The organism is Rhizobium sp. 768_B6_N1_8, assembly GCF_051811225.1.
Lineage (GTDB): Bacteria > Pseudomonadota > Alphaproteobacteria > Rhizobiales > Rhizobiaceae > Rhizobium.
In genome coordinates this window covers 2,817,980-2,841,970 of sequence record NZ_JBPWPV010000001.1, presented here as the reverse complement: position 1 = coordinate 2,841,970, position 23,991 = coordinate 2,817,980, and the positions used below count along the sequence as shown (strand labels likewise).

Annotated in this window: 21 protein-coding genes; 17 read left to right on the top strand and 4 right to left on the bottom strand. The window is 61.2% G+C overall.

Features of this window, described 5'->3' with window-relative positions:
• The first annotated feature begins 2 nt into the window (after positions 1-2).
• From murD to murB, 5 genes are read left to right on the top strand one after another with little or no spacing between them, the layout of a single operon-like run.
• On the top strand, positions 3-1,415 hold the full coding sequence (gene murD / locus AB8B33_RS14630; RefSeq protein WP_439015935.1) for a UDP-N-acetylmuramoyl-L-alanine--D-glutamate ligase: 1,413 nt from the start codon (positions 3-5) through the stop codon (positions 1,413-1,415).
• Position 1,416: 1 nt separating this feature from the next.
• Positions 1,417-2,571 carry a putative lipid II flippase FtsW gene (ftsW, locus tag AB8B33_RS14625; protein ID WP_007824016.1) on the top strand — a complete coding sequence of 385 codons (1,155 nt, stop codon included), beginning with the start codon at positions 1,417-1,419 and terminating at the stop codon, positions 2,569-2,571.
• Between the two features lie 6 nt (positions 2,572-2,577).
• Complete coding sequence (murG, locus tag AB8B33_RS14620) at positions 2,578-3,702, top strand: undecaprenyldiphospho-muramoylpentapeptide beta-N-acetylglucosaminyltransferase (protein ID WP_439015934.1); 1,125 nt, start codon at positions 2,578-2,580, stop codon at positions 3,700-3,702.
• Complete coding sequence (gene murC, locus AB8B33_RS14615; RefSeq protein WP_113324355.1) at positions 3,699-5,114, top strand: UDP-N-acetylmuramate--L-alanine ligase; 1,416 nt, start codon at positions 3,699-3,701, stop codon at positions 5,112-5,114. Before murG ends, murC begins: the two co-directional genes overlap by 4 nt.
• Positions 5,111-6,085, top strand: a complete 975-nt coding sequence (gene murB / locus AB8B33_RS14610; RefSeq protein ID WP_439015933.1) for a UDP-N-acetylmuramate dehydrogenase — start codon at positions 5,111-5,113, stop codon at positions 6,083-6,085. Before murC ends, murB begins: the two co-directional genes overlap by 4 nt.
• Before the next feature lie 3 nt (positions 6,086-6,088).
• On the opposite strand, the gene AB8B33_RS14605 is transcribed toward murB, so the two are convergent.
• A complete protein-coding gene (locus tag AB8B33_RS14605) occupies positions 6,089-7,018 on the bottom strand; it encodes a UDP-glucose 4-epimerase family protein (RefSeq protein WP_439015932.1) in 930 nt (309 codons plus the stop codon).
• A gap of 114 nt (positions 7,019-7,132) precedes the next feature.
• A complete protein-coding gene (locus AB8B33_RS14600) occupies positions 7,133-8,443 on the bottom strand; it encodes an MFS transporter (protein WP_310389342.1) in 1,311 nt (436 codons plus the stop codon).
• A gap of 276 nt (positions 8,444-8,719) precedes the next feature.
• Here AB8B33_RS14600 and aqpZ point away from each other — a divergent pair, with 276 nt between their 5' ends.
• The 10 genes from aqpZ (at position 8,720) to ligA (ending at position 21,486) form a co-directional block, all read left to right on the top strand.
• Entirely contained in the window at positions 8,720-9,406 is a 687-nt protein-coding gene (gene aqpZ, locus AB8B33_RS14595) for an aquaporin Z (protein ID WP_439015931.1), read from the top strand.
• 276 nt (positions 9,407-9,682) lie between these two features.
• Positions 9,683-10,609 carry a D-alanine--D-alanine ligase gene (locus tag AB8B33_RS14590; RefSeq protein ID WP_439017255.1) on the top strand — a complete coding sequence of 309 codons (927 nt, stop codon included), beginning with the start codon at positions 9,683-9,685 and terminating at the stop codon, positions 10,607-10,609.
• On the top strand, positions 10,597-11,529 hold the full coding sequence (locus tag AB8B33_RS14585; RefSeq protein WP_113324937.1) for a cell division protein FtsQ/DivIB: 933 nt from the start codon (positions 10,597-10,599) through the stop codon (positions 11,527-11,529). The genes AB8B33_RS14590 and AB8B33_RS14585 overlap by 13 nt, the downstream gene beginning before the upstream one ends.
• Positions 11,526-12,857: a cell division protein FtsA gene (gene ftsA, locus AB8B33_RS14580; protein ID WP_113324938.1), complete on the top strand. Its 1,332-nt coding sequence runs from the start codon at positions 11,526-11,528 to the stop codon at positions 12,855-12,857. Before AB8B33_RS14585 ends, ftsA begins: the two co-directional genes overlap by 4 nt.
• A 56-nt stretch (positions 12,858-12,913) precedes the next feature.
• Positions 12,914-14,626 (top strand): cell division protein FtsZ, encoded by a 1,713-nt coding sequence (ftsZ, locus tag AB8B33_RS14575; protein WP_113324939.1) that lies wholly within the window; start codon positions 12,914-12,916, stop codon positions 14,624-14,626.
• A 260-nt stretch (positions 14,627-14,886) separates the two neighbouring features.
• The gene (gene lpxC / locus AB8B33_RS14570; protein ID WP_439015930.1) at positions 14,887-15,843 is read left to right on the top strand and encodes a UDP-3-O-acyl-N-acetylglucosamine deacetylase; all 957 of its coding nucleotides are present in this window, start codon (positions 14,887-14,889) and stop codon (positions 15,841-15,843) included.
• Between the two features lie 273 nt (positions 15,844-16,116).
• Complete coding sequence (locus AB8B33_RS14565; RefSeq protein ID WP_310389354.1) at positions 16,117-16,986, top strand: outer membrane protein assembly factor BamD; 870 nt, start codon at positions 16,117-16,119, stop codon at positions 16,984-16,986.
• A 5-nt stretch (positions 16,987-16,991) separates the two neighbouring features.
• On the top strand, positions 16,992-18,665 hold the full coding sequence (gene recN, locus AB8B33_RS14560; RefSeq protein WP_439015929.1) for a DNA repair protein RecN: 1,674 nt from the start codon (positions 16,992-16,994) through the stop codon (positions 18,663-18,665).
• Positions 18,666-18,736: 71 nt separating this feature from the next.
• Positions 18,737-19,255 carry a DUF6886 family protein gene (locus AB8B33_RS14555; RefSeq protein WP_113324942.1) on the top strand — a complete coding sequence of 173 codons (519 nt, stop codon included), beginning with the start codon at positions 18,737-18,739 and terminating at the stop codon, positions 19,253-19,255.
• A gap of 74 nt (positions 19,256-19,329) precedes the next feature.
• A complete protein-coding gene (gene ligA / locus AB8B33_RS14550; protein ID WP_439015928.1) occupies positions 19,330-21,486 on the top strand; it encodes an NAD-dependent DNA ligase LigA in 2,157 nt (718 codons plus the stop codon).
• Between the two features lie 33 nt (positions 21,487-21,519).
• Here ligA and AB8B33_RS14545 read toward each other — a convergent pair whose 3' ends face one another.
• Positions 21,520-22,050, bottom strand: coding sequence for a GNAT family N-acetyltransferase (locus tag AB8B33_RS14545; RefSeq protein ID WP_113324944.1), 531 nt, complete (start codon positions 22,048-22,050; stop codon positions 21,520-21,522).
• A gap of 272 nt (positions 22,051-22,322) precedes the next feature.
• Between AB8B33_RS14545 and AB8B33_RS14540 the strand changes: the two genes are divergently transcribed.
• Together AB8B33_RS14540 and AB8B33_RS14535 are read left to right on the top strand one after the other, a co-directional pair.
• A complete protein-coding gene (locus tag AB8B33_RS14540; protein WP_439015927.1) occupies positions 22,323-22,913 on the top strand; it encodes a 3'-5' exonuclease in 591 nt (196 codons plus the stop codon).
• Positions 22,914-22,979: 66 nt separating this feature from the next.
• Complete coding sequence (locus AB8B33_RS14535) at positions 22,980-23,471, top strand: CreA family protein (RefSeq protein WP_310389362.1); 492 nt, start codon at positions 22,980-22,982, stop codon at positions 23,469-23,471.
• A gap of 48 nt (positions 23,472-23,519) precedes the next feature.
• Here the strand turns inward: AB8B33_RS14535 and AB8B33_RS14530 are convergent, their stop codons facing one another.
• Positions 23,520-23,990, bottom strand: a complete 471-nt coding sequence (locus tag AB8B33_RS14530; protein WP_037099584.1) for a chemotaxis protein CheW — start codon at positions 23,988-23,990, stop codon at positions 23,520-23,522.
• Between the last annotated feature and the right edge of the window lies 1 nt (position 23,991).

Here is a 23,991-nt window from a genome sequence, read left to right as displayed (position 1 = left end):
TCATGATCCCGGTCACGACGCTTGCAGGAAAGAAGGTCGCTCTCTTCGGTCTCGGCGGCTCCGGCTCAGCGACCGCCAAGGCGCTGATCGCTGGCGGTGCTGATGTCACAGCTTGGGACGACAATCCTGACAGCGTTGCCAAGGCCGCATCGGAAGGCATTACTACCGCCGACCTGCACACGATCGACTGGAGCGCGCAGGCGCTCTTCGTGCTTTCTCCCGGCGTGCCGCTCACCCATCCGAAGCCGCACTGGACCGTTGATCTCGCGCGTGCTGCCGGTGTCGATATCGTCGGCGATGTCGAACTCTTCGTGCGCGAGCGCCGGGCGCATGCTCCCGATTGCCCATTCATCGCGATCACGGGGACAAACGGCAAATCGACGACGACGGCGCTGATTGCCCATATCCTGAACTCGAGTGGCCGCGATACGCAGCTCGGCGGCAATATCGGCACGGCCGTGCTGACACTCGATCCGCCGAAAAGCGAGCGCTATTTCGTCGTCGAATGCTCCTCCTACCAGATCGATCTTGCGCCGACGCTCAATCCGTCCGCCGGCATCCTGCTCAACCTGACGCCCGATCACCTCGATCGGCATGGCACGATGCAGTACTATGCCGATGTCAAGGAACGGCTGGTCGCCGGCAGCGATGTCGCTGTAGTCGGCGTCGATGACAGCCATTCGGCGCTGATTGCCGACCGCATCGAGCGGGCAGGGGTGAAGGTGATGCGGATATCCCGCCGCAATGTGCTGGCCGACGGTATTTATGCCGAAGGCACGAAGCTCATCCAGGCAGCGGGTGGTGCCATGCTGCCCTTCGTCGATCTCGACGGCATCCAGACGCTGCGCGGCAGTCACAATGCACAGAACGCTGCTGCCGCGGTCGCCGCCTGCCTTGCGGTGGGTGTCTCCGCCGAGGACATCCGTGCGGGTCTTGCATCCTTCCCCGGCCTCAAGCATCGCATGCAACCGATCGGCCGGCGCGGTAATGTCGTCTTCGTCAACGATTCCAAGGCGACGAATGCGGATGCTGCGGCTCCGGCACTTTCGAGCTATAACAGGATCTATTGGATTGCCGGCGGATTGCCGAAGGCGGGCGGTATTACGACGCTTGCGCCCTATTTCCCGCGGATCGCCAAGGCCTATCTGATCGGTGAGGCGGCGGCAGAATTTGCCGCGACGCTCGGCGAGGCGGCACCCTACGAAATATCAGGCACGCTGGAACGGGCCGTGGCGCATGCCGCAGCTGACGCCGAAAAGGATGAAACCGGTCCCGTGGCCGTGATGTTATCCCCGGCTTGCGCAAGCTTCGACCAGTACAAGAACTTCGAAGTCAGGGGCGATGCCTTTGTCGGCCATGTGGCCGCCCTTGACGGCGTGACCATGCTGATCAATTCGGCAACAGGAGACAAATGAGATGGTGAGCCGCGCGGAACGTGGAGCATTGGCCGATTGGTTCTGGACCATCGACCGCTTTTTCCTGGCCTTGTTCCTCTTCCTGATGGGCATCGGCTTCATGCTCTCCTTTGCGGCTTCGCCGGCAGTTGCCGAGCGCATCGGCCTGGAGCCCTTCCATTTCGTCAAGCGCCACGCCGCCTTCATGATCCCGTCGATTGCGGTCATGCTTGGCCTCTCGTTCCTGACGCCGCGCCAGGTGCGGCGCACCGCAATCATCCTGCTGATCGTGGCACTCGCCATGATGCTGCTGGTGCTGTTCTTCGGCCAGGAGGTCAAGGGTGGAAGGCGCTGGATCTGGATCGCCGGCCTTTCCATCCAGCCGTCGGAATTCATGAAGCCGGCCTTCGTCGTGGTCTGCGCCTGGCTCTTTGCCGAACATGCGCGCCAGCCGGAGATACCGGGCAATCTCTTCGCCATCATCCTGTTCGGCATCGTCGTCGCCCTGCTCGTCGCACAGCCTGACCTTGGCCAGACGATCCTGACGACGGCTGTCTGGGGAGGGATGTTCTTCATGGCTGGCATGCCGTGGCTCTGGATCATCGTGCTGGGTGTCGGCGGTGCCGGCGGCCTTGTGACCGCCTACTACGTTTTCCCGCATGTGGCGGGCCGAATAGACAAGTTCCTTACCGGCGAAGGCGATACGTTCCAGATCGATACCGCCCGCGAGGCGATCATCCGCGGTGACTGGTTCGGGCAGGGGCCGGGCGAAGGCATCGTCAAGCGCATCATTCCGGATGCGCATACCGATTTCATCTTTTCGGTCGCGGCCGAGGAATTCGGCATCGTCTTCTGCATCGCGCTCGTCGTCATCTTCACCGTGCTGGTGCTGCGCGGCCTGTCGCATGCCTATCGCGAACGCAACGACTTCAACCGCTTTGCCGTCGCCGGCCTTGTGCTGCAGATGGGCATCCAGTCGATCATCAATATCGGCGTCAATCTTGAGCTGCTGCCGGCCAAGGGCATGACGCTTCCGCTGATTTCCTACGGCGGTTCGTCGATGGTGGCGATCTGTGTGACGGCCGGCTTCATTCTGGCGCTGACGCGCCATCGCCCGGAAAAACGTGCGCAGGACCGGAGCCTCTTCCGCGTGCCGCACGGCATGCCGGCGGAGTAGGGCATTATGAGCAAGGGCATCGTCCTTCTTGCCGCCGGGGGAACCGGCGGCCACGTCTTTCCGGCAGAGGCGCTGGCCTTCAAGCTGAAGGAGCGCGGCTATTCCGTGCATCTCGTCACCGACAGTCGTGCCGAGCGATATGCCGGTAAGTTTCCGGCCGACGAGATTCATGTCGTGCCGTCGGCGACGATCGGTTCCAAGAACCCTGTGGCCGTTGCCCGTTCTCTGTGGAAGCTCTGGACCGGAATGCGCGCCGCAAAGCGGCTGATCCAGCGGTTGAAACCGGTGATCGTCGTTGGCTTCGGCGGTTATCCGACCGTGCCGCCGCTGCTTGCCGCCAGCCGCCTCGGTGTACCTTCAATGCTGCATGAGCAGAATGCCGTCATGGGGCGTGCCAACAAGGCGCTTGCGCCGCGCGTCAGGGCAATTGCCGGCGGCTTCCTGCCCGAGAGCGGCGGCACGTTTTCCGACAAGACGATTGCGACCGGCAATCCTGTGCGGCCGGCGATCCTTGCCGCGGCCGAACAGCCTTACATTCCGTCGCATCCGGGCGAGGATTTCAATCTCGTGGTCTTCGGCGGCAGCCAGGGCGCACAATATTTCTCCAAGGCGATGCCGACGGCGATCAGCCTGCTCGACGACGCGCTGCGCGCGCGGCTCCGGGTAACCCAACAGGTTCGCTCGGAGGATATGGAGACGGTGCGCGGGTGTGTAGTGCAGTTGCAGATGGCTGCGGATATTGCGCCGTTTTTCAACGACATGGCGGAGCGTCTTGCCAAGGCGCATCTGGTCATCTGCCGCTCCGGCGCCTCGACGGTTTCGGAAATCTCGGTCATCGGCCGTCCGGCCGTGCTGGTGCCTTATCCGCATGCGCTGGACCACGATCAGGCGGCTAATGCCGCAGCGCTGGCGGCGACCGGCGGAGCCAAGGTGATCGCCCAATCCGAGCTTTCGCCCGAGCGTATCGCCTCTATCCTGACGCATGTCATGAACGATCCGGAAAAGCTTGCAACCATGGCGGCTGCCGCCAAGCTTGCAGGAAAACCGGATGCAGCGAACTTGCTTGCCGACATGGTTGAGGCTATTGCCGCCGGTAAGACAGTTGCAGAATTCAAGGGGGCACGCGTATGAAGCTGCCAAAGGCGATCGGCCTTGTCCATTTCATCGGCATTGGCGGTATCGGCATGAGCGGTATCGCTGAGGTGCTGCATAACCTCGGCCACAAGGTGCAGGGATCGGATCAGTCCGACAGCGCCAACGTTCAGCGCCTGCGCGATAAAGGCATCGAAGTCTTTGTCGGCCACAAGGCGGAAAACCTCGGCGATGCCGAAGTCGTTGTCGTGTCGACCGCGATCAAGAAGAGCAATCCGGAACTCATTGCCGCACGCGAGAAGCTGCTGCCTGTCGTGCGCCGCGCTGAAATGCTGGCCGAGCTGATGCGTTTTCGCAATGCGATTGCCATTGGCGGCACGCATGGCAAGACGACGACCACGTCGCTCGTCGCCACGCTGCTCGAAGCCGGCGGGCTGGACCCGACCGTCATCAATGGCGGCATCATCAATGCCTACGGCACGAATGCGCGCATGGGCGAGGGTGAGTGGATGGTGGTCGAGGCGGATGAGTCCGACGGCACTTTCCTGAAGCTGCCGGCCGATGTGGCCGTCGTCACCAATATCGATCCTGAACATCTCGATCATTACGGCAATTTCGACGCGGTTCGCGCCGCCTTCCGGCAGTTCGTCGAGAACGTTCCCTTCTACGGCTTCGGCGTCATGTGCCTCGATCATCCCGAGGTTCAGGCGCTGGTCAGCCGCATCGAAGACCGCAAGGTCATCACCTACGGCGAAAACCCGCAGGCCGATGTGCGCTTCATGAATGTGCGCATCGACGGCACGCGCTCGATCTTCGACGTTGAAATCCGCCGCCGCCGCACCGGCGAGGTCATCAGGCTTGACGATCTCGTCATGCCGATGCCCGGCCGTCACAACATCTCGAATGCAACTGCGGCCATCGCCGTCGCCAACCGCCTCGGTATGTCCCGCGAGGATATAGCCAAGGGGCTTGCCTCTTTCGGCGGCGTGAAGCGGCGCTTCACGCTGACCGGCGAATGGAACGGCGTGCAGATCTTCGACGACTACGGCCATCATCCGGTCGAGATCAAGGCGGTGCTGCGCGCCGCCCGCGAGGCCTGCAAGGGCCGTATCATCGCCGTGCACCAGCCTCACCGCTATACCCGCCTGTCGAGCCTGTTCGAGGAATTTGCCGCCTGCTTCAATGATGCGGACAGTATTTTCATCGCGCCTGTTTATGCTGCGGGCGAGGAGGCCATCGAGGGCGCGGATTCGGAATCGTTGGTTTCCCGCATCAAATCGGGTGGTCATCGCGACGCGCGCTTCCTTCCTTCGGCGGAAGCTCTACCGCAGATGGTAGCAGAGATTGCAAAACCCGGGGACTTTGTAGTTCTGTTGGGTGCTGGTAGCATTACATATTGGGCAGCGGCGCTGCCGAAGCAGTTGCAAGACCTTTCAGGAAAATCCGCATGAAACAGGTTAATGGGGAAAAACTTCTTGCCTCTCTCGGAGAGGGCGTAAAGGACATTCGCGGCCGACTGACGCCGGATGCCCCCATGGATCGCGTCACCTGGTTCCACGCCGGCGGTCTGGCCGAGCTGATGTTCCAGCCGCATGACGAGGACGACCTTATCGCCTTCCTGAAGATCCTGCCGGATGAAGTGCCGCTGACGGTGGTCGGCGTCGGCTCGAACATCCTGGTGCGCGATGGCGGAATTCCGGGCGTCGTTTTGCGCCTGTCGGCCAAGGGCTTCGGCTTTGTCGAACTCGCTGGCGAAAACCGCATTCACGCTGGCGCCATCTGCCCGGACAAGCATGTGGCCGCGATGGCGATGGATAATGGCATCGGTGGTTTCGCCTTCTATTACGGCATTCCGGGTGGCATCGGTGGTGCTGCCCGCATGAATGCCGGCGCCAATGGCTCCGAGACGAAGGATCGCGTCGTCGAGGTGCGGGCAATCGACCGCAAGGGCAACAAGCATGTGCTGTCGAATGCCGAGATGGGCTATTCCTATCGCCACTCTGACGCCGCCGAAGATCTGATCTTCACCTCGGTGCTGTTCGAGGGCTATCCCGACGACCGCGCCAAGATCCGTGCCGAAATGGATGCCGTGCGCAACCACCGCGAGACGGTCCAGCCGATTCGCGAAAAGACTGGTGGTTCGACCTTCAAGAATCCCGAGGGCCATTCGGCCTGGAAGCTGATCGACGAGGCGGACTGCCGCGGTCTCGTCATCGGCAGCGCGCAGATGTCATCGCTCCACTGCAACTTCATGATCAACATGGGGCAGGCGACGGGCTACGATCTCGAATATCTGGGCGAAGAAGTGCGCCGCAAGGTTTTCGAGACGGCCGGCATCAAGCTCGAATGGGAAATCAAGCGGCTCGGCCTCTTCATGCCCGGCCGCGAGGTTCGCCCCTTCCAGGGCGTCACGACAGAGTAAGCGCTATTTTACCGCAAGCTTCAAACCTTCGCGCGGCGTGACGACGGGCGACCAGCCCAGCATGTCGCGCGCATGGGATATATCGACCTGCAGCGAGCCGCAGAGGCGCTGATAGACGGCTTCCTTTCCTGTGATCCTGGCTGCCATGTGCATCAGGGACGGCGGGAAAGGGAGGAGCATCGGTTTGACGCAGAGGCCCGCAGCGATGCCCTCGATCAATCCCGGCGTCGACAGGTCCTCACCATCTCCTGCAAGGAATGTTTCGCCAGATGCCGCCGGATGCTGCATGCAGGTGATGATCAGGTCGACGAGGTTCTGTACCGCGACCAGCGTGCGGCGGTTTTTCAGTGACGCGAAGGGCAGGGGCAGCTTCTTGCGGACAAGGCCGACCAGCAGGGCGAAGTTGCCGCGCGCGCCGGGGCCATAAACCAGCGGCGGTCGGACGATGACGACGTCCATGCCGGTGCGGGCGGCGATCTCCCGAAGGCCGATTTCGCTTTCCATTTTCGAAAGGCCGTAGGGATCGATCGGCTTCGGCTGATCGTCGTGCCGGAACGGCCGATCGTTTTCTTCGCCGTTGACCTTGATGGTGCTGATGAAGACGAAACGCTTCACGCCGGCGCGCGCCGCCTGTTCGGCAAGGTTGAGCGTCGAGGCTGTGTTGACCCGGCGGAAATCCGCCAGCGGATCGGCCGAGCGATCGTTCATGATGTGAACGCGGGCGGCGAGATGGACGATGACATCGACGCCTTCGAGTGCTGTCGTCCAATCAGTCTTCTCGGTGATCTCGATTGGGAAATGCCTGATATCCGGCGGGAAGGCTGATGTCGGGGATCGTGTCGTGACCGCTACGTCGCAAATCTGCTCCCTGTACAGCCGTTCGACAAGAGGAGCGCCGACGAAGCCGGCTGCACCGGTGACGAGGCATCGCATGATCTTCTCCCTGTTCCGACCGTAGAGGTCTTCGCTAGCCGGAACTGCCGATCGCATCAATAAAAAAAGCCGCGACGGTGAGCGTCGCGGCTTCTTGTTCAGGAAGTATGAGGTTCAGACTTCTTCGCGGCCCGACAGCCGGATGCAGATCAGCGAAATCGCAGCCGAGGCGGCGAGGTAATAGCCGACATAGTTGAGGCTGTAGTTGGTTGCGAGCCAGGTGGCGATATAGGGGGCGAGCGAAGCCCCGAAGATGCCGCCGAGGTTGAAGGTCATTGAGGCGCCGGTGTAGCGCACCATGGTCGGGAAGGGAGCTGCCAGGGCAGCGCCGATCGGACCGTAGGTGAAGCCCATCAGGCCGAGGCCGATGATCGAGCAAAGGAAGGCGCCGGTCAGGCCCGCCGTCAGCAGGCTCGCGTAGAAGAAGCCGAAGATCGCAATGGCGATCGTCGTCAGGGTCAGGATCAGGCGACGCGAGTAGCGGTCCGACAGCCAGCCGGAGAGTGGGATCGTCAGGCCGAAGAAGACGACGCCGACGAGCTGGACGACCAGGAACTGCTCACGCGAATAGCCAAGTCCGCCCTTTTCCAGAGGTGTGGTGCCCCAGGACAGCGTGAAGACCGTCATCAGGTAGAAGAGCACGAAGGTGGCAACGGCGATGAAGGTGCCGAGAATCAGGCTACGCAGATGGCCGCGGAAGACGGTCGCGACCGGAACGGCGACGCGCTCGTGCTTCTCGACGGCCTTCTGGAATTCCGGCGTTTCGGCGATCTTCAGGCGGACGTAGAGACCGACGGCGACCAGCGCGAGGCTGGCGATGAAGGGAATGCGCCAGCCATAGGCAAGGAAGTCCTCGTTGCTCATGGTTTCCGCGAGAATCAGGAAGAAGCCGGACGAAAGGATGAAGCCGATCGGCGCGCCGAGCTGCGGGAACATGGCGTACCAGCTGCGCTTGCCGGGAGGTGCGTTTTCGGTGGCGAGCAGCACGGCACCACCCCATTCGCCGCCGAGGCCAAGGCCCTGGCCGAAGCGGCACAGCGCAAGCAGCAGCGGCGCGGCGATGCCGATCGAGTCGTAGCCGGGCAGAATGCCGATCACCACGGTCGACAGGCCCATGGTCATCAGGGCTGCCACCAGCGTCGCCTTGCGGCCGACCTTGTCGCCGAAATGGCCGAAGACCACGGCGCCGAAGGGGCGGGCGAAGAAGGCGATCGAGAAAGTCACCAGCGACTGCAGCAGTGCAGAGGTCGGATCGCTCGACGGGAAGAAGAGGTGCGGGAAGACGAGGACGGCTGCCGTCGCGTAAACGTAGAAGTCGAAGAATTCGATCGTGGTGCCGATGAGGCTGGCGATCAGGACGCGTGCGGGGGAATTGACTTGCGTGCTGCTCGAAGGGCTCGGCGATACGGAGATCGCTTCTGTCATGTTCATTCCAATCAGTATTTTTATCGATTTGCTTGGGAGGTGTCGCTCTTAACGCAATTTTAAGGCTGAGAAAATGCCCGGGCACGCAAGAATATGACGCAAGCGACATTATGCGCTGGTGTGACTGGGCTGCGCCGATGTCGGGTATTCGTCTCCCAGCCTCAGCGGTTCTCAACCTTGCGCCAAGCTTGCCGGGAGGTGGCCCCGAACTTGACCGGAATCAAATTGCAATTGATTGATAAAGTGTTCTCTGGTTGAGGGAATGGAGGGGCATACATGCAAAAAAGTCTTGCTGCCGAGTTTCTCGGCACGTTCTGGTTGGTCTTCGGCGGATGCGGTAGTGCCGTGCTCGCGGCCGCCTATCCCGAACTTGGAATCGGTTTTGCCGGCGTGGCGCTGGCGTTTGGTTTGACCGTTGTCACTATGGCCTATGCCGTGGGCGGTATTTCCGGCGGTCATTTCAATCCCGCCGTTTCTCTTGGTCTTGTTGTTGCGGGACGGTTTCCTGCGGCGCGTCTCATTCCCTATATCGTCGCACAGGTGATCGGCGCCATTGTTGCTGCTGCAGCGCTCTATCTCATCGCCAGCGGCAAGGCGGGTTTCGAGCTGGGCGGGTTTGCCGCCAACGGATATGGCGAACATTCTCCCGGTGGTTATTCGCTGCTTTCGGCGCTGCTGATCGAAATTCTGCTGACCATGTTTTTCCTGATCATCATCCTCGGATCGACAAGCAGCAGGGTGCCTGCCGGCTTTGCACCGCTTGCGATCGGCCTGGGACTGACGCTGATTCACCTTGTCGCGATCCCCGTAACGAACACCTCCGTCAATCCGGCGCGTTCGACGGGGCAGGCGCTTTTCGTCGGCGGCTGGGCGCTGCAGCAACTCTGGCTGTTCTGGATCGCGCCGCTTGCCGGAGGTGCGATTGGCGGCCTCGTCTGGAGGTTCTTCGGCGATAAGGACTGACTGCAGAACATCTGTGCATGCCATTGAACCCGCGTGGTTTTTCCGCGCGGGTTTTTCGTTCTTCATCGTGCTTGCGGCTTATTCGCTGTGATATTCGAGCGATCATAGTCGCAGAAAAATGAAGTATGCGGCAAGGCGGAGTTAACGAAAGTAAACGATTCGTTAACCATAATGATGCTCTAATGCACCCAAGTCAGACAAAGGACACGAACCGCGCAGACCAGCTCCGCGCAAGCCTCGGTTCGGCAAAGTGGAAGTTATTTTTTGGGGGTGTTGATGAGTCGCGAGCACGTAGCTGTCCTGATGGGCGGATTTTCTTCGGAGAGGCCTGTCAGCCTTTCTTCGGGGAAGGCGTGTGGCGATGCTCTCGAAAGCGAAGGCTTCAAGGTGACGCGCATCGATGTCGAGCGCGACATTTCCGAAAAGCTCTCCGCCCTGAAGCCCGATGTTGTCTTCAATGCCTTGCATGGGCCTTTCGGCGAGGACGGCACCATCCAGGGCATTCTCGAATATCTGCAGATCCCCTATACGCATTCGGGCGTGCTTGCGTCTGCGCTTGCCATGGATAAGGCCCGGGCGAAGCGTGTGGCTGCCGCCGCCGGTGTTCCGGTTGCCGAATCGCAGGTGCTGAATCGCTTCTCGTTTCCGTCGGAGCATCCGATGAAAGCGCCCTATGTGGTCAAGCCGGTGCGCGAAGGCTCCAGCTTCGGCGTCGTCATCGTCGGTGAGGATCAGGCGCACCCGCCGCAGGTCATCGGCTCGGCCGAGTGGCGTTATGGCGAGGAAGTCATTGTCGAGCGCTACATCCATGGTCGCGAGCTGACCTGCGGTGTGATGGGTGATCAACCCATGGATGTCATTGAGGTGGTGCCGCAGGGCCACAATTTCTATGATTACGACTCCAAGTACGCGTCGGGTGGCTCAAAACATGTCTTGCCGGCTAAAATTTCACCGAAAATTTACCAAAAAATACAAACATTGGCATTAAGGGCGCATCAAGCAATCGGTTGCCGCGGCGTCAGTCGGTCCGACTTTCGTTACGACGATCGTTTTTCCGAAGACGGCGAGATCATCTGGCTGGAGGTCAATACCCAGCCAGGCATGACTCCAACCTCCCTTGTGCCCGAAATGGCCGGCCATGCCGGATATTCCTTTGGTGCATTTCTCCGGTGGATGGTGGAGGACGCGTCTTGTTTGCGTTGACGGTCAAAAGGATAGGGCGCCCCAGCCGTTATGCCGAGCTTCCCGTTATGGAAGCCGACGAACGCCGCGTGCTGCCGCGTCCGCTGCGCCGCGTCGTGCGCTTCCTCGTAAGCCTCGGTAGCGGCCGCATCCATATCCCTGTCCACACGGGTACGGTTTCCGCGCTTGGCTTCCTGGCTGCGACCGGCCTCTATGGCATGTCGCTTGGCGGTCATACGGAAGCCGTCGCGCAAGCGACGACCAGCGCTGTCGGCTTTGCCATCGAGGACGTGAAGGTTTCCGGCAACAATCAGACCTCCGAAATCGAGATTCTGCAGCTTCTCGGCCTCGATGGCGCGACATCACTCGTCGCCCTTGATGTCGATGCTGCGCGCCAGAAGATCGCGCGCCTTCCCTGGGTCGAAAATGTCGAAGTCCGCAAGGTCTATCCAAAGACGATCGAGGTGAAGCTCTCTGAGCGCGCCGCCTATGCCATCTGGCAGCACGGCCAGGAGCTTTCGTTGATCGAGAAGAGCGGCAGCGTGATCGCGCCGCTTCGCGATAACAAGTTTTCGGCTCTGCCGCTGGTCGTCGGCCGTGACGCCGAAACGGCTGCGGCTTCCATCGAGGATGCCTTCGCCAAGTGGCCTGATGTGAAGGCTCGCGTGAAGGCTTACGTCTGGGTTTCCGGCCGTCGCTGGGACCTGCACATGGATAATGGCGTCGTCGTTAAGCTGCCGGAAGATGATCTCGACCAGGCGCTGGCGACGCTTTCGAAATTTGACAAGGAACAGCAGCTTCTGGAGCGCGATATCGCTGCAGTCGATCTCAGGCTGCCGGATCGCACGACGATCCAGCTAACGCCCGAGGCGGCAGCACGCCGTCAGGCGGCGGTTACGGCGCGCACCAAGGATTTGAAGAAGGCGGGGCAAAATATATGAGCTTGTTCGGTTCATCCCATTTCGGATTGCCGCGCCTGAAGCCGCTTTCGTCGAAGCGGTCGCATATCGTTTCGGTGCTGGATATCGGCTCGACCAAGGTCGTCTGCATGATCGGTCGGCTGACGCCGCGCGAGGAAAGCCAGATCCTGCCGGGCCGCACGCACAATATCGAGATCATCGGCATCGGCCATCAGCGTTCGCGCGGGATCAAGACCGGCGTCATCGCCGATCTTGACGCGCTGGAAAGCGTCATCCGTCTCGCCGTGGATGCGGCAGAGCGTATGGCGGGCCTGACCGTAGAAAGCCTGATCGTCAACCTGACGGCTGGCCGTCTCGGCAGCGATATTTACACCGCGACCATCGATCTCGGCGGCCAGGAAGTCGAGCTGAACGACCTGAAGAAGGTGCTCTCGGCCGCCTGCCAGCAGTCGCTGCGCCAGGATCGCGCCGTGCTGCATTCGCTGGCAACCGGCTTCTCTCTCGATGGCGAACGCGGCATCCGCGATCCGCTGGCAATGTATGGCGATGCACTCGGCGTCGATATGCATGTGGTGACGGCGGAGCGCTCGGCGCTCAAAAATCTCGAGCTCAGCGTCAACAGAGCGCATCTTTCGGTGGAAGGAATCGTTGCAACACCGTATGCATCCGGTCTTGCCGCACTCGTCGACGATGAAGTCGAACTTGGCTGTGCGGCCATCGACATGGGCGGCGGCACGACGACGATTTCGGTCTTTGCCGAAGGCAAGCTTGTCCATACCGATGCTGTCGGCCTCGGCGGTCATCATGTGACGACCGACCTCGCACGCGGCCTTTCCACACGGATCGAGGATGCTGAACGTTTGAAGGTGGTCCACGCTTCGGCGCTGACCAATTCTTCCGACGAGCGTGAGCTGATCTCCATTCCGCCGATCGGCGAGGATGATCGTGATCAGCCGAGCCAGGTGCCGCGGGCTCTGGTGTCGCGCATCGTTTCAGCGCGCATCGAAGAGACGATGGAGCTCATCCGCGACCGGATCCAGCGTTCGGGCTTCAGCCCGATCGTCGGAAAGCGTGTCGTGCTGACGGGTGGCGCCAGCCAGCTGACGGGGCTTGCCGAAGTGGCGCGCCGCATCCTGGCCCGCAACGTCCGTATCGGCCGTCCGATGGGTGTCTCGGGTCTGCCGACGGCAGCCAAGGGTCCGGCTTTTTCGACGGCCGTCGGTCTGATGATCTATCCGCAGGTCGCGGACATGGAGACACATGCGTCGCAGAGCAGTCTGCTCTTGTCGCTTGGGGGTAATAACAGCCGCATCGCCCGCATGGGCCAGTGGCTGAAGGAAAGCTTTTGAAATTGAGTGAATTGGCCGGCGTGGCGATGCGGCCAGAGAGAGAAGGAACTGGTACCATGACTATCAAGCTGCAAAAGCCTGACATCACCGAGCTGAAGCCGCGCATCACCGTGTTCGGCGTCGGCGGCGGCGGCGGCAATGCCGTCAACAACATGATTTCTGCAGGCCTCCAGGGCGTCGACTTCGTCGTTGCCAACACGGATGCCCAGGCACTGACGATGACGAAGGCCGAACGGATCATCCAGCTCGGCGCCAGCGTCACGGAAGGTCTCGGCGCCGGCTCGCAGCCGGAAGTCGGGCGTGCAGCCGCCGAAGAGTGCATCGACGAGATCGTCGATCACCTGAACGGCACGCATATGTGCTTCGTCACCGCCGGCATGGGCGGCGGCACCGGTACGGGCGCTGCCCCGGTCGTCGCACAGGCGGCCCGCAACAAGGGCATCCTGACCGTCGGCGTCGTCACCAAGCCGTTCCACTTCGAAGGCGGACGCCGCATGCGTCTGGCCGAATCCGGTATTCAGGAACTGCAGAAGTCTGTCGATACGCTTATCGTCATTCCGAACCAGAACCTCTTCCGGATCGCCAACGACAAGACGACCTTCGCCGACGCCTTTGCCATGGCCGACCAGGTTCTCTACTCGGGCGTTGCCTGCATCACCGACCTGATGGTGAAGGAAGGTCTCATCAACCTCGACTTCGCCGACGTCCGCTCGGTCATGCGTGAAATGGGCCGCGCAATGATGGGTACGGGTGAAGCTTCCGGTTCGGGCCGCGCCATGCAGGCCGCCGAAGCGGCGATTGCCAACCCGCTGCTCGACGAAACCTCGATGAAGGGCGCACAGGGCCTGCTGATCTCTATCACTGGCGGTCGCGACCTCACGCTCTTCGAAGTCGACGAAGCTGCAACCCGCATCCGCGAAGAAGTCGATCCGGACGCCAACATCATCCTCGGCGCAACCTTCGACGAATCGCTCGAAGGCATCATCCGCGTCTCGGTCGTCGCCACCGGTATCGACCGCGCGATGAACCAGGCTGCCGACCGTTCGTTCCAGCCGGTCGCAAAGCCGGTTATCCGTCCCTCCGCGGCCGTTGCTCCGGCACCGGCCGCAGTTCAGCCTGCTCCGGTAATGCAGGCACCGAAGGCCGACCAGATTGCACAGACCATCCGTATGGCTGAAGCCGAGATGGAACGTGAACTGGAAATCCCGGCTCCGCGTGCCGCTGCTCCGATCCAGCAGCAGCCGGTGATGCAGGAGACCTTCCGTCCGCAGAGCAAGATTTTTGCTTCTGCGCCTGAAGCAGCCCCGGTCATGCGCCAGGCTCCTGTGCAGTCGGCTCCCGTCATGCAGCAGCCGGCTCCGCAGCCGGTCATGCAGCAGCAGCCGGTCCGTCATGAGCCGGTGATCCGCCAGGCTCCTGAGCAGGTCCGCATGCCGAAGGTCGAGGACTTCCCGCCGGTGGTCCAGGCCGAGATCGACCATCGCTCGCAGCCTGCTGCTTCGCACGTCCAGGAAGAGCGCGGCCCGATGGGTCTGCTCAAGCGAATCACCAATTCGCTCGGCCGCCGCGAAGAGGAAGTCGCTCCGGAAATGACCTCCGCACCGGCTGCATCCTCGCAGCAGCGCCGTCCGCTGTCGCCGGAAGCAAGCCTCTACGCACCGCGTCGCGGCAATCTCGACGACCAGGGCCGTGCCGTGCCGCAGGCCCGCATGATGCAGGAAGACGACCAGCTGGAAATCCCGGCCTTCCTGCGTCGCCAGTCGAACTGAGAAGAGCACTTCTCCACAGAAAACGCCCGGGGCAGAAATCCCGGGCGTTTGCGTTTCTACATGCTTGAATTCTAAATGTTTTTCGCGTGGTAGATTTCGTAACAAAGCGAAAGAAACAGTGATTTGGATTGCAGCGCGCGTCCACGTAAGTATGAAGCAAGCGAACTGCCCTTAGAGTCCGCTTCGAACGGTTCGGGCAGTGTAGAAGAACGATCCGGTCGGTTGGCAACAACGGGTACGGAAGAATAAAGGCAGATTTTATGGGACTTGGCTTGCTGGGCTTTCAGACGACGGTATCACGTCCGGTGACTCTTTCGGGCATCGGCGTTCATTCTGGTGCCGACGTTTCGATCACCTTCAATCCGGCCGAAGCCGGCACCGGCGTTATTTTCCAGCGCATCCATGACAATGGTGACGTCACCGAACTGAAGGCTGTTTCCTCGCAGGTCGGCAATACCGATCTCTGCACCGTTCTCGGCTTCTCGCCTGCCCATTCCGTCGCGACGATCGAGCACGTGATGGCAGCCGTTTACGCTCTCGGCCTCGACAATGTCGTGATCGAAGTCAGCGGCGCCGAAATGCCGATCATGGATGGCAGTTCGGTCCCCTTCGTCGAAGCCATCGAACAGGTCGGCCTCGTTTCCCTCGGCGTCAAACGTCGCTACATCCGCATCACCAAGCCGGTTCGTATCGAGCATGGCGGTTCCTGGAGCGAGTTCCGCCCCTATGACGGCACGCGCTTCGAAGTCGAGATCGATTTCGAATGCTCGCTGATCGGCCGCCAGAAGTGGGAAGGCGATCTCACCGCCGCCGTCTTCAAGACCGAGCTGTCGCGTGCGCGCACCTTCGGCTTCATGCGTGATGTCGAGCGTCTCTGGGCTTCGGGCCATGCTCTCGGCTCCTCGCTTGAAAACTCGGTCGTCATCTCCGACGACAACACCGTCATCAATGTCGAAGGCCTGCGCTATGCCAAGGACGAGTTCGTGCGTCACAAGACGCTCGATGCCGTCGGCGATCTGGCGCTCGCCGGCGCACAGTTCATCGGCTGCTACCGTTCCTATCGCGGCGGCCACAAGATGAACGCCAACGCTCTCAAGGCACTGCTCAGCGATGCCTCGGCCTATGAAGTGGTCGAGACTTCGACGCCGCGCCAGCGCGTTGCCGTTCGCGAATTCATTGCAGTCAGCGCTCCGGAATTCGCCCCCTGGTCGGCATGACCTCCAGTATACCAATTAAGGCCAGGGCCGCCTCCTAACGGGGGCGGTTTTTTTGTGGGAAGGGGCGCACAAGCGCGTCGATAGATGTTTTGCGGCATATATTTAGCCGCTGCCGCTTCGAATGCCGGTGAAAAGCCCGACATTCTCGGCGGTGCTGCCACAAAAATGCGTTAATGCGTGATCATTGCGTTGCTCTTGACAGGTATTTGTGGCTAGAAACGCCAGCTAGGCGTGGCTGCTGTGGAGTGGACGGCAGCGGTGGGATTCTTTCGAATGGCTTATGCAAGGTCTGACATGATGATGAAGACAGCGCGCGCTTTGCTCGCATCCGTGATGGTGCTGAGCGCAGGTGCCTTGATTTCCGGCTGCCAGTCGGACCCTGATATCGACATCACCAAGCTCGGCCTCGAAACCGATCCGCCAGATGTGCTTTACACCCAGGGCCTCGCCAACATGAAGGCAGGCAACATGGCCGAGGCGGGGCGCAAGTTCGACGCGATCGATGCGCAGAACCCCTTCTCGGAATGGGCGCGCAAGGCGCTCGTCATGAGCACCTTCGTCAAATACCGCCAGGGCCGCTTCGACGACGCGCTTGCATCGGGCAACCGTTACATGGCGCAATATCCGAAGTCCAAGGATGCCGCTTACGTGCAGTATCTCGTGGGCCTGACCTATTCCAAGCAGATCGTCGACGTGACGCAGGACCAGCGCGCCTCGCAGAAGACGATCGAGGCGATGCAGGCCGTCGTCGACAACTATCCTGACTCCGAATATGTGGATGACGCGCAGGCCAAGATGCGCTTTGCGCGCGACCAGCTGGCCGGTAAGGAAATGCAGGTCGGCCGCTATTACATGGAGCGCAAGGAATATCTTGCCGCGATCTCGCGCTTCCGCATCGTCGTCGAGAAATACCCGAACACGAATCAGGTGGAGGAGGCGCTCGCCCGTCTCGTCGAAGCCTATTATGCGTTGGGCGTCGTCGAGGAGGCGCAGACTGCCGCTGCCGTTCTCGGTCACAATTATCCCGACAGCCAGTGGTATGCTGATTCTTACAAGCTGCTGCAGTCGGGCGGCGCGGAACCGCGTGAAAACAAGGGTTCGTGGATCGCTGCAGCGGGCAAGAAACTCCTTCTCGGTTCCTGAGGCCAATGCTGATCCAGCTTTCGATCCGCGATATCGTTCTGATCGAGCGGCTGGATCTTGCCTTCGAGACCGGCCTCTCCGTGCTGACGGGTGAGACCGGTGCGGGCAAATCCATCCTGCTCGACAGCCTGTCGCTGGCTCTTGGCGGGCGCGGCGATGGCGGTCTTGTGCGCCATGGCGAGGACAAGGGCCAGGTGACCGCCGTCTTCGATGTCGGCTTGGATCATGGTGCCCGCAGGCTCTTGCGCGAAAACGGCATCGATGACGAAGGTGACTTGATCTTTCGTCGCCAGCAATCCTCCGACGGGCGCACCAAGGCCTATGTCAACGACCAGCCTGTCAGCGTTCAACTGATGCGCCAGGCTGGCCAGATGCTGGTCGAGATCCATGGCCAGCACGACGACCGCGCGCTTGTCGATACCAACGCCCACAGAACGCTGCTTGACGCCTTTGCGGGCATCAGCGAGGACGTGCAGGGCGTGGCCACGCTTTACCGCCAGTGGCGCGATAGCGAGCGCACGCTGAAGAAACACCGCGAGAAGGTCGAGGTAGCTGCCCGTGAGGCGGATTATCTGCGCTCCTCCGTCGAAGAGCTCGAAAAGCTCTCGCCACGCGATGGCGAAGAGGATGAACTTGCCGACCGTCGCCAGAAGATGATGAAGGCGGAGCGTATTGCCGGCGATATCGCCGAGGCCTCCGAATTCCTCAACGGCAATGCCTCTCCCGTGCCGCATATCGCCTCGCTGGTGCGCCGTCTCGAGCGCAAGAGCCATGAGGCGCCCGGCCTGCTGGAAGACACCGTAGCCCTACTTGACGCCGCGCTGGACCAGCTTTCCAACGCGCAGATGGAAGTCGAGGCGGCACTGCGCAAGACGGAATATGATCCGAAGGAACTGGAGCGCGTCGAAGAGCGGTTGTTTGCGTTGCGCGCTGCCTCCCGCAAATATTCTGTTCCCGTCACCGAGCTTCCGGCGCTCGCCGTGCGCATGATCAACGATCTTGCCGATCTCGATGCCGGCGAGGAGCGTCTCTCCAAGCTCGAGGCGGAAGTTGGGGTCGCCAAGGCGAATTACGATGCGGCCGCCCGCTCGCTTTCGGAGAAGCGTCACCATGCCGGCGATGCGCTGGCGCAGGCCGTCATGGCTGAGCTGCCGGCGCTGAAGCTCGAGCGCGCCCGCTTCATGGTGGAGATTACCACCGATGCGGAAGAGGCGACGGCCGAGGGCATCGATGTCGTGGAATTCCACGTCCAGACCAATCCGGGCACGCGTCCCGGCTCGATCATGAAGGTCGCCTCGGGCGGCGAACTCTCGCGCTTTCTGCTGGCGCTCAAGGTGGCGCTTGCCGACCGCGGCTCGGCGCCGACGCTCGTCTTTGACGAAATCGACACAGGCGTCGGCGGGGCAGTGGCGGATGCGATCGGCCAGCGGCTGAAGCGGCTTTCCGAGCGCGTGCAGGTTCTCTCCGTCACCCATGCGCCGCAGGTGGCAGCCCGTGCCGCCACACATCTCCTGATCTCCAAGGGACCGTCCGGCGAAGGCTCCGACAAGATCGCCACACGCGTTGCCACCATGGCCCAGAAGGACCGCACGGAAGAGATTGCCCGCATGCTTGCCGGCGCGTCCGTGACGGAAGAGGCGAGGGCGGCTGCGGCACGGTTGCTGGCGGGTAACGGCTAGCATAAGCCGCCAGTGACAAATCTCGGCGGCCAGGCTATGGGACGTCACCCACCGGTGAGGTTCAGCCATTCATGCGGCTTTTCCATTTCAGTGATGATCCCACTATTGCGGTCTTTGAGCCGCGCCCCGTGCGCGCTCCCTCGGAGCGTCTGGCGGGAATGGAATGGCTGAACGGCCCGCTCGTCTGGGCGATCGATGACATCCACGACTTCATGTATCTCTTCCCGCGCGATTGCCCGCGTATTCTGATCTGGGCGACGCCCGAGACATCAGACGAAGATCGCCGCTTGCTCGGCGACTGGCGGGGTGCCGCCTATATCGAGCGTGGCTGGCTGGCGCGGCTGCAGGCCGAAAGCATCCACCGCTACGAGATGCCGGCCGATGGTTTCGAGGACCTGCAGGACGCGGGAATGTGGGTGTCGCGCAGGACGGTTCTGCCGCTCGCACTCACCGCAATGTCCGGCCTCGATCGCGAATTTGCGCCGCGCGGCATCGAGCTGCGGGTCGTTGACAGCCTCGTGCCGCTGAAGGCCCTGCGGGACAGCACGCTACACGTCAGCGCCATCAGACTGCGCAACGCGCAGCCATAATTCAAAACATTGGTGCTATTTCAATCGCGGAATTTTGCTCTAAAACCATTGCAGATTCTCTGGAGTGAAGCTGCATGTCGACCGAATCCGTCGCTGTTGAGGACCTGACCCTTGAAGACGCTGCCATCGAACTCGAACGGCTGGCCAAGGAGGTTGCGCGTAACGATGCGCTCTATCATGGCAAGGACCAGCCGGAGATTTCCGATGCGGATTATGACGCGCTAAAGCGCCGCAACGATGCGATCGAGGCACGCTTCCCCGAGCTCATCCGCGAAGACAGCCCGTCGCGCCGGGTCGGTGCAGCCCCTTCAGTGACTTTTGCGCCGGTCGTTCATTCCCGGCCGATGCTGTCGCTCGACAACACCTTCTCGCAGGAGGACGTGCGCGATTTTGTCGCCAGCGTCTATCGCTTCCTCGGCCGCCTGCCTGACAATTCCATCGCCTTTACGGCCGAACCGAAGATCGACGGGCTTTCCATGTCGATCCGTTACGAGAACGGCAAGCTTATAACGGCTGCCACGCGCGGCGACGGCACGACGGGCGAAAACGTCACGGCCAATATCCGCACTATCAAGGAAATCCCGAACGAGCTGCCGAAGGGCGTTCCATCCGTCGTGGAAGTGCGCGGCGAGGTTTATATGGCCAAGAGCGATTTCATGGCGCTCAACGCCCAGATGGAGGCCGAAGGCAAGCAGACCTATGTCAATCCGCGCAACACGGCGGCAGGATCGCTGCGTCAGCTCGATGCGAAGGTGACGGCGAGCCGCAAGTTGAAGTTCTTTGCCTATGCATGGGGCGAGATGTCGGACATGCCTGCCAATACGCAGATGGGCATGGTCGAAAAGTTCAGGGAGTGGGGCTTCCCGGTCAATCCGCTGATGAAGCGGCTGAACTCGGTTGACGATATCCTTGCCCACTACAGCGAGATCGGCCTCGAGCGGCCGGACCTCGATTACGATATCGATGGCGTCGTCTACAAGGTCGACAGCCTCGAGCTGCAGCAGCGTCTCGGCTTCCGCTCGCGCAGCCCGCGCTGGGCGACGGCGCACAAGTTCCCTGCCGAGCAGGCTTTCACCGTCGTCGAGAATATCGACATCCAGGTCGGTCGCACCGGCGCGCTGACGCCGGTGGCGCGGCTGACGCCGATCACCGTCGGCGGCGTCGTTGTCACCAATGCGACCCTGCACAATGAGGACTATATCAAGGGCATCGGCAATAATGGCGAGCGCATCCGTGAGGAGGAGCATGATATCCGCATCGGCGACACCGTCATCGTGCAGCGTGCCGGTGACGTGATCCCGCAGGTGCTCGATGTCGTTATGGAAAAGCGTCCTGCTGAGGCGCAGCCCTATCAGTTTCCGAAAGTGTGCCCGGTCTGCGGTTCGCATGCGGTGCGTGAGCGGCATGAGAAGACCGGCAAGCTCGATTCCGTCACGCGCTGCACCGGCGGCTTCATCTGCCGCTCGCAGGCGACGGAAGAGCTGAAGCATTTCGTTTCGCGCAATGCCTTCGATATTGAAGGACTTGGCTCCAAGCAGATCGACTTCTTCTTCGAGAGCGAGGATCCTGCGCTGCAGATCCGCACGGCGCCCGATATCTTCACGCTGGAGAAGCGTCAGCAACAGTCGATCACCAAGCTGGAGAATATCGACGGTTTCGGCAAGGTCAGCGTCGGCAAGCTTTATGCTGCAATCAATGAGCGGCGCAGTATCGCCCTTCACCGCTTCATCTACGCGCTCGGTATCCGCCACGTGGGCGAGACGACGGCGAAGCTCCTGTCGCGCTCCTATAATACCTACGAGGCCTTTGCGGCGGCAATGAAGGAGGCGGCAACGCTTTCGGGTGATGCCTGGAACGACCTCAACGCCATCGAAGGCATTGGTGAGGTCGTGGCGCGTGCCATCGTGGAATTCTACAAGGAGCCGCGCAATATCGAGGTGATCGGCCGCCTGCTCGACGAGGTAACGCCGCAGGAGGCCGAACAGCCGGTGACAGCGGGCAGCCCGGTCGCCGGCAAGACCGTGGTCTTCACCGGTTCGCTGGAGAAATTCACGCGCGAAGAGGCGAAGGCGAGGGCTGAAGGCCTCGGGGCAAAGGTGGCAGGTTCCGTCTCCAAGAAGACCGATATCGTCGTTGCCGGCCCCGGCGCCGGCTCGAAGCTCGACAAGGCTCGCGAACTCGGCGTTCAGACCATGGACGAAGACGAGTGGCTGGCCCTGATTGGGGGGTAACGGAGAGCCGCCAACAACGCCAGCCTCTTTGTTTCAGGCCCTCAGCCGCGCCATCGTATAGGCATCGACATATTGCCCGTCGCGATAGCCGAATGATCGGAGGAGCCCTTCCTTTTCGAAGCCGAATTTTTCGTAGAGGCGGATAGCTGCCGCGTTATCGGTATAGACAGTCAGTTCCATCCGCTTGATATCCTGCCAATTGTCGGCGGTATCGACAAACGCGGCCATCAGGGTGGTTCCGACGCCGCGACCGGTGAAATCGTCGTGCACACCCATGCCGAGGCTCGCGGCGTGCTGGCGCCGTCCTTCGAAGCGGTTCATGCCGCCATTGGCGACGATCCGGCCGTCGAGTTCGACAACGAGGTTGAGGGCGTTGGGTGAGGGGGATTCCATACGCTTGCGCACCGCATCGATGCTTTGAAAAGGCGGGCGCAGCGTGCCGGCGCGATAGCCCGGCAGGTTCATCAGTTCGGTAACGGCTTCGACATCGCTCATGCGCAAAGCGCGAACATTGAGGCCTTTCAACGAAGGCTTTTCGGGTGGGGTATCCTGATTGGCTGACATCATGCTCTCCTTGGGTTTCTACAAGAGGAGAGCGGAGTTTCGGAAAACCCTGCTCGCCTCGGCAGGGTTTTCGGGGATGATCGGCTGCTAGTGGCGCACCATCTCTCCCGCGTACCCTGCATGGGTCGTGGTGATAAGATGAAGGGTGTGGGCCACTGAGTTGATCATGGACGGAAGTTTCGCCATTTGCGTGCAGATGTCAACAGGTGAGAATTTGCCTTCGGATACGGCTAAGATTATTCCGGAAGAGCAGACGATTCGGATAATTGCCCGTGAAGACTATCGCCATCGATTTCGAGACAGCCAACGAACAGCGCGGCAGCGCCTGCTCCGTCGGCCTTGCTTGGATCGAGGACGGGCAGGTGACGCGGGTCGAGGAGCGGCTGATCCGGCCACGCGACATGCGCTTCTCCGGCATGAATATCGCGATCCACGGCATTCGCCCTGAGCATGTCGAGGATGCGCCGGAATTTCCTGAAGTCATGGACGAGTTCCTTGAGGATTTCCGGGGCGCGACGATGATCGCTCACAATGCCGCCTTCGATTTCAGCGTCTGGCGGGCGAGCCTCGATCTTTACCGGCAGTCCTATCCGGAGCTCAGCTATCTCTGCAGCCTGAAGATGGCGCAGTGCATCTGGCCGCATTTCCTGTCGCACCGGCTGAACCTGATTGCCGAACATCTCGGCCTGCGTTTCGTCCACCACAATGCGGCTGAGGATGCTGCCGTCTGCGCGGCAGCGGCAATCGAGATGGCGAAGGCTGTCAAGGCTGCGACGGTTGCCGCCATTCCGGCGCTGATCGGCATGACACCAGGTAAGCTGATGGCCGCCGGCTACGCGCCCTGCACCTGCCGCAAGGGCTGAGCCTCGCTTTCTTGCAAAGGGTTTGGCCATTCTTATCTTAGCTTCCGGATCAACACGGGAGTTGCCATGTCCGCTTTCCGCAATCTTTTCCTCTCTGCAGCATTCCTCGCCGTTTCCGCAGGCGCGACATCTGCGGAAGTCGTCGGCAAGGTCGGGGTCGACTGGATCGGCAACGACATCATTATCGAGGCGGTCTCCGACCCTGAGGTGAAGGGCGTGACCTGCCATGTCACCTATTTCGACCGCAGCCTCATCGACCGTTTCAAGAACGGCAACTGGTTCGAAGATCCCTCGAACAACTCCATCGCCTGCCGCCAGACGGGGCCGATCGAGATCGGCAATATCGATCTTTCCAAGGATGGCAGCGAGGTGTTCCGGCAGGGCATGTCGCTGATCTGGAAGACGCTGGCGGTCAACCGTATCTACGACAAGGCCAACAATACGCTGATCTATCTCGCCCATTCGCGGGAGCTTACGGATGGCTCGGCGAAGATGTCGATCTCGACCATTCCGCTCTACGGGCAGGATGTGGTGTGGAAGAACGGGAAACCGCAATGAAAAAGGCCCGGACAAGCCGGGCCTTTGAATTCCGAATATGAAGAGCGATCAGGCGGCTTCGCGGGACAGTTCGTCGGCGATGACGGTGTCGAGGTTGAGGAAGCAGACCATGGTCTTTTCGAGCGCGACGATACCGCGGCAGAAGGCGCGCTGGGCTTCCGGGATGATTTCCGGCGGCGGCTGAAGGTCTTCGCTCTTGATGGTCATCATGTCGGAGACCTGTTCGACCAGCAGGCCGACGAGTTTGCCGGCGATGTCGGTGACGATGATGGCGGAACGCTCCGACGGTTCCGTCATCTTCATGCCGAGGCGGCAGGCCATGTCGATAACCGGGATCACGGCACCGCGCAGGTTGATGAGGCCGAGGACGTAGGGCGGGGTGTGCGGCATGGGGGTGACCGGCGCCCAGCCACGGATTTCGCGGATCGCCATGATATCGATGCAGAACTCCTGGTCGCCCAGGTGGAACGAGACGATTTCGAGGTAGGCGCCCGACTGCTTGATGGCATTGTTGTTCATG

What these genes read in the sequence shown, in the direction of transcription:
- AB8B33_RS14600 (WP_310389342.1), bottom strand. Translation starts at nt 8,443, where the DNA reads ATGACAGAAGCGATCTCCGTATCGCCGAGCCCTTCGAGCAGCACGCAA.
- ftsW (WP_007824016.1), top strand. Translation starts at nt 1,417, where the DNA reads ATGGTGAGCCGCGCGGAACGTGGAGCATTGGCCGATTGGTTCTGGACC.
- murB (WP_439015933.1), top strand. Translation starts at nt 5,111, where the DNA reads ATGAAACAGGTTAATGGGGAAAAACTTCTTGCCTCTCTCGGAGAGGGC.
- AB8B33_RS14535 (WP_310389362.1), top strand. Translation starts at nt 22,980, where the DNA reads ATGTCCGCTTTCCGCAATCTTTTCCTCTCTGCAGCATTCCTCGCCGTT.
- murG (WP_439015934.1), top strand. Translation starts at nt 2,578, where the DNA reads ATGAGCAAGGGCATCGTCCTTCTTGCCGCCGGGGGAACCGGCGGCCAC.
- AB8B33_RS14555 (WP_113324942.1), top strand. Translation starts at nt 18,737, where the DNA reads ATGCGGCTTTTCCATTTCAGTGATGATCCCACTATTGCGGTCTTTGAG.
- murD (WP_439015935.1), top strand. Translation starts at nt 3, where the DNA reads ATGATCCCGGTCACGACGCTTGCAGGAAAGAAGGTCGCTCTCTTCGGT.
- AB8B33_RS14605 (WP_439015932.1), bottom strand. Translation starts at nt 7,018, where the DNA reads ATGCGATGCCTCGTCACCGGTGCAGCCGGCTTCGTCGGCGCTCCTCTT.
- AB8B33_RS14530 (WP_037099584.1), bottom strand. Translation starts at nt 23,990, where the DNA reads ATGAACAACAATGCCATCAAGCAGTCGGGCGCCTACCTCGAAATCGTC.
- recN (WP_439015929.1), top strand. Translation starts at nt 16,992, where the DNA reads ATGCTGATCCAGCTTTCGATCCGCGATATCGTTCTGATCGAGCGGCTG.
- ftsA (WP_113324938.1), top strand. Translation starts at nt 11,526, where the DNA reads ATGAGCTTGTTCGGTTCATCCCATTTCGGATTGCCGCGCCTGAAGCCG.
- murC (WP_113324355.1), top strand. Translation starts at nt 3,699, where the DNA reads ATGAAGCTGCCAAAGGCGATCGGCCTTGTCCATTTCATCGGCATTGGC.
- AB8B33_RS14590 (WP_439017255.1), top strand. Translation starts at nt 9,683, where the DNA reads ATGAGTCGCGAGCACGTAGCTGTCCTGATGGGCGGATTTTCTTCGGAG.
- ligA (WP_439015928.1), top strand. Translation starts at nt 19,330, where the DNA reads ATGTCGACCGAATCCGTCGCTGTTGAGGACCTGACCCTTGAAGACGCT.
- lpxC (WP_439015930.1), top strand. Translation starts at nt 14,887, where the DNA reads ATGGGACTTGGCTTGCTGGGCTTTCAGACGACGGTATCACGTCCGGTG.
- AB8B33_RS14545 (WP_113324944.1), bottom strand. Translation starts at nt 22,050, where the DNA reads ATGTCAGCCAATCAGGATACCCCACCCGAAAAGCCTTCGTTGAAAGGC.
- AB8B33_RS14565 (WP_310389354.1), top strand. Translation starts at nt 16,117, where the DNA reads ATGGCTTATGCAAGGTCTGACATGATGATGAAGACAGCGCGCGCTTTG.
- aqpZ (WP_439015931.1), top strand. Translation starts at nt 8,720, where the DNA reads ATGCAAAAAAGTCTTGCTGCCGAGTTTCTCGGCACGTTCTGGTTGGTC.
- ftsZ (WP_113324939.1), top strand. Translation starts at nt 12,914, where the DNA reads ATGACTATCAAGCTGCAAAAGCCTGACATCACCGAGCTGAAGCCGCGC.